The organism is Pseudomonas sp. 05N434 (assembly GCF_056396965.1).
This window is the reverse complement of sequence record NZ_JBFTMK010000424.1, coordinates 1-4,478: the sequence shown is the minus strand read 5'-3', so window position 1 is coordinate 4,478 and position 4,478 is coordinate 1. Positions and strand designations below refer to the sequence as shown.

General features: G+C 60.1%; 5 protein-coding genes. 4 read left to right on the top strand and 1 reads right to left on the bottom strand.

Annotated features, from left to right (window positions below; translation table 11 throughout):
* Positions 1–381, bottom strand: a 381-nt coding sequence (locus tag AC1DLB_RS22390) for a TetR/AcrR family transcriptional regulator (RefSeq protein ID WP_477785665.1), incomplete at its 3' end; no start/stop codon positions are given.
* Positions 382–530: 149 nt separating this feature from the next.
* Between AC1DLB_RS22390 and AC1DLB_RS22385 the strand changes: the two genes are divergently transcribed.
* The 4 genes from AC1DLB_RS22385 to AC1DLB_RS22370 all read left to right on the top strand — a co-directional run.
* Positions 531–1,631, top strand: a complete 1,101-nt coding sequence (locus AC1DLB_RS22385) for an alkene reductase (protein WP_477743895.1) — start codon at positions 531–533, stop codon at positions 1,629–1,631.
* Between the two features lie 52 nt (positions 1,632–1,683).
* Positions 1,684–2,472 carry an SDR family NAD(P)-dependent oxidoreductase gene (locus AC1DLB_RS22380; RefSeq protein ID WP_477743894.1) on the top strand — a complete coding sequence of 263 codons (789 nt, stop codon included), beginning with the start codon at positions 1,684–1,686 and terminating at the stop codon, positions 2,470–2,472.
* Positions 2,473–2,553: 81 nt separating this feature from the next.
* Positions 2,554–3,423 carry an alpha/beta fold hydrolase gene (locus AC1DLB_RS22375; RefSeq protein WP_477785664.1) on the top strand — a complete coding sequence of 290 codons (870 nt, stop codon included), beginning with the start codon at positions 2,554–2,556 and terminating at the stop codon, positions 3,421–3,423.
* 67 nt (positions 3,424–3,490) lie between these two features.
* Positions 3,491–4,478 (top strand): NADP-dependent oxidoreductase (locus AC1DLB_RS22370; RefSeq protein WP_477785666.1); only part of this gene is annotated, 988 nt, incomplete at its 3' end.

Genomic DNA, 4,478 nt, shown 5'->3' with positions numbered 1-4,478 from the left:
TTGCAGGGTGTGTTCAATGCCTTCGGCAAATGTCGTTTTCACATCATCCGATTGACGCGCCGCGTCGCTGCACAACGCGGCCATGGTGCAACCGCTGCCACGTCCGTCCCGATGTTCTCGGGTCACATAGACGTTGATGAAGCCCGGAACATCGAGCGCTTGGGCGCCAGTCAGCGATTTGGCAAGACTGCAGGCCGAGGCTTCGGCCATCAGGTCGGCCTTCGACCCGAAGTGTTTGTAGAAGCCTCCATGGGTGAAACCGGCAGCCGCCATGAGATCCGCCACACCGACGCCGTCAAAGCCGCGCTCACGGAACAGCTCTGAGGCCGTTTCAACGATGTGCTCTCGATTGGCCTGCGCCTGGGCCTTGGTCACTCTCACGTGCAATACCTCGTGTTTACCGGGAAATCATGCGTCCAATCATACATAGATGCTGGTCATAATCAAAACCGTTGACAGTTTAGATTTCGATCATCATCCTAATTGCACGCAACACCGATCTCCATCAACGGGCACGGAAGAAATACCAGATGACCAATCAGAATCTGTTCACCCCTTACACCCTTGGCAGCCTAACGCTGTCGAACCGGGTAGTCCTTGCGCCGCTGACACGTAACCGCGCAGGCCAGGGCTTCGTCCCCAGCGAGTTCGCGGCCACCTATTACAGCCAACGCGCCAGCGCCGGCCTGCTGATCAGCGAAGCCACGCAGATTTCCCGACAGGGCCAGGGCTATCAGGACACCCCCGGGATCTACACGCAGGCGCAGATAGACGGCTGGCGCACCGTGACCGATGCCGTCCATGCCAAGGGCGGAAAAATCTTTCTGCAACTGTGGCATGTCGGCCGCGTGTCGCATGTTGATCTGCAAGAAAACGGCGCCGCTCCTGTGGCCCCTTCTGCACTGCGCGCCGCCACCAAAGTGTTCGTCAACAACCGTTTTGAAGACGTCTCCGAGCCGCGCGCACTGGACATCAGCGAACTGCCGGGGATCGTCTCCGATTTCCGCCAGGCCGCGGCAAACGCGGTCGCCGCCGGGTTCGATGGTGTGGAGATTCACGGTGCAAACGGCTATTTGCTGGATCAATTCCTCAAGGACAGCGCCAATCTGCGTACCGACGCTTACGGCGGTTCGATTGAGAATCGTGCGCGCCTGTTGCTCGAAGTGACGGCGGCGGTTGTCAATGAAATCGGCGCGGATCGCACCGGTGTGCGCCTGTCTCCGGTTTCGCCTGCCAATGGCGTATCCAGCAGCGATCCGCAGGCGCAATTCGATTACGTCGTTGAACAACTCGACGCCCTCGACGTGGTTTATCTGCACGTGGTCGAAGGCGCGACCGGTGGCCCGCGCGACGTGGCGCCCTTCGATTTCGGCGCCCTGCGCCAGCGCTTCAAAAACACCTACATCGCCAACAACGGCTATGACCTGGACCTGGCGACTTCGAAACTCGCTGAAGACCAGGCCGACCTGATCGCCTTCGGTCGCCCGTTCATTGGCAATCCGGATCTGGTGGAGCGCCTCAAACGTGGCGCGCCGTTGTCCGCGTTCAATCCCGCCACCCTCTATGGCGGCGGTGCGGCTGGCTACATCGACTACCCGACGCTGGCTGAATCGAGCGCTATCGCAAGCTGAGCCATCAGTGATCGCGCTTTCTGTTTCTCACATCCTGAAAGAGAGATAACCCATGAGCACTCGCCCTACTGTTCTCATCACTGGCGCCTCCACCGGCATTGGCGCGGTCTACGCCGAGCGCTTCGCGCAACGCGGCCACGATCTGGTACTGGTCGCCCGCGATCAGGCGCGCCTGAATGCACTTGCAGCGCGCTTGCGCAGCGAACACGACGTCGCCGTCGATGTCATTGCGGCGGACCTGACCCAACTCAGCGATCTGACAACCGTTGAAAGCCGCCTGCGCGACGACGCCCGCATCGGCATCCTCGTCAATAACGCCGGCGCCGCGCTGTCCGGTAACTTCATCGACCAAAGCACCGACAGCGTTGCGCAACTGGTCGCCCTCAACACCACGGCGCTGGTGCGGCTCGCCAGCGCCATCGCCCCACGCTTGGCCAAGGCAGGCGACGGCGCGATCATCAACATCGGTTCGGTGGTAGGCCTCGCGCCGGAGTTCGGCATGACGGTCTACGGTGCGACCAAGGCATTTGTGCTGTTCCTTTCCCAGGGCCTGAGCCTGGAACTTTCGCCTCAGGGCGTCTACGTGCAGGCCGTGCTGCCCGCCGCCACCCGCACGGAAATCTGGGATCGCTCCGGCGTCGACATCAACACCTTGAGCGAAATCATGGAAGTGGGCGATCTGGTGGATGCCGCTCTAGTCGGTTTTGATCGTCGCGAACCGGTGACCATCCCGCCGCTGCACGAAGCGGAACGCTGGGATGAGCTGCAGAGCGCACGTCAGGGCCTGCTGGGGCAAATCCGCCAGTCTGCAGTCGCCCAGCGCTACCAGACCCAACCGTGATCTTTTGGTAGCGAGCATTCGCGCCGGATTCGATGCAGGCGCAGGGCACTGCATCGAACCCGGCCACTGTCCGGAGTAGCGATGAATTCAACGCAGACAAGTACGCCCTCGGGTTCACAGACGTCGTTYATCAACGCGACGAACCAGTCGATCACGGTCAACGGCATTCCCTTTGCCTATCGCGATACCGGCCCAGCAACCGATGTGCCCCTCGTACTGTTCAACCATTGGGGCGCGGTGCTGGACAACTTCGACCCCGCGATCATCGATGGCCTTGCACAAACCAGACGCGTCATTACCACCGACTATCGCGGCATCGGCGGCTCTGGTGGAAGCGCACCACTGACCGTCGGCGAAATGGCTGACGATGCCATCCAGCTGATTCATGCGCTGGGGTTGGAAACCGTTGATGTGCTCGGTTTCTCCCTCGGCGGCTTCGTCGCTCAGGACATCGCCCTGAAGGCGCCTGATTTGGTGCGGCGTTTGATTCTGACCGGCACCGGACCAGCCGGCGGCAGCGGTATCGACAAGGTCGGCTCGGTGACATGGCCATTGATGTTCAAAGGCTTGCTGACCCTGCGCGATCCGAAGTTCTACCTGTTTTTTACTTCGACGCCCAATGGCCGTCGATCCGCCTCGCTGTATTTACAGCGCCTGAAAGCACGCAAAAAAAATCGCGACAAGGGCCCGACGCCCAGCGCTTTCCTGCGGCAGTTGAAAGCCATCACTGCGTGGGGCAAACAGGCGCCACAAGACCTCAGGCGCTTGCGGACGCCGACGCTGATCGTCAACGGCGACAACGACATCATGGTGCCCAGCGTTAACTCGAGTGCACTGGCAAAGCGTATCCCCAACGCACAACTGGTGATTTATGAGGATGCCGGGCACGGCGGTATTTTCCAACACCACGCTGACTTTGTGGCCAAGGCACAGGCGTTCCTCRATGCCTGACAACACGGCGCAGCAACGCCGCAACACACCGGCTACCCTCCTTACAACCGAAAAGAGCTGCACCACGATGAAAGCATTTCTAATTGATCGCTATGGCAAGAACCCCGGGCGGATTGGCGAAGCGCCCGCCCCCGCAGTGGGTGCCCACGACGTTTTGATCGAGGTACACGCCAGTAGCGTCAACGCACTGGATTCGAAGATCAGCAAAGGCGAATTCAAGCTGATCCTGCCCTACTCATTTCCGTTGATCCTGGGTAACGATCTGGCAGGCGTCGTGATTGAGGTGGGCTCGAAGGTGACACGCTTCAAACCGGGAGACGAAGTGTACGCTCGCCCACCGGAAGCGCGGATCGGCACGTTCGCCGAATTGATCGCCGTGAACGAGAACGCGATCGCCCTGAAACCTGCCAATACCAGCATGGCACAGGCCGCGTCCCTCCCCTTGGTTGCACTGACCGCCTGGCAAGTACTGGTCGAAACCGCCCAACTGAAAAAGGGTCAGAAAGTGCTGATTCACGCCGGCTCCGGCGGCGTCGGCACCCTCGCCATCCAGCTCGCCAAACACCTCGGTGCGTTTGTCGCTACAACCACCAGCACAGCGAATGTCGAATGGGTGAAGGCATTGGGGGCCGATTTGGTGATCGACTACAAACAGCAGAACTTCGAAAGTGTCTTGCACGACTACGACGTAGTGCTGAACAGTCTCGGCGCCGATGTCCTGGAGAAGTCACTCAAGGTGCTCAAGCCAGGTGGCCAGCTCATTTCCATCTCTGGGCCACCCACTGCGCAGTTCGCGCAGGAGCAAGGATTGTCCTGGCCATTGCAACAAGTCATGCGCCTGCTGAGCCTCGGTATTCGGCGCAAGGCACGCAAGCAGGACGTCAGCTACAGGTTTGTATTCATGCGGGCCAACGGTGCCCAACTGCAACAAATAACCGCGCTCATTGAGGCCGGCATCATCAAACCGGTGATTGACCGCGCCTTCCCCTTTGAATCAACGGCAGAGGCGTTGAAGTATGTCGAGCAGGGACGAGCCAAAGGCAAGGTCGTTGTTT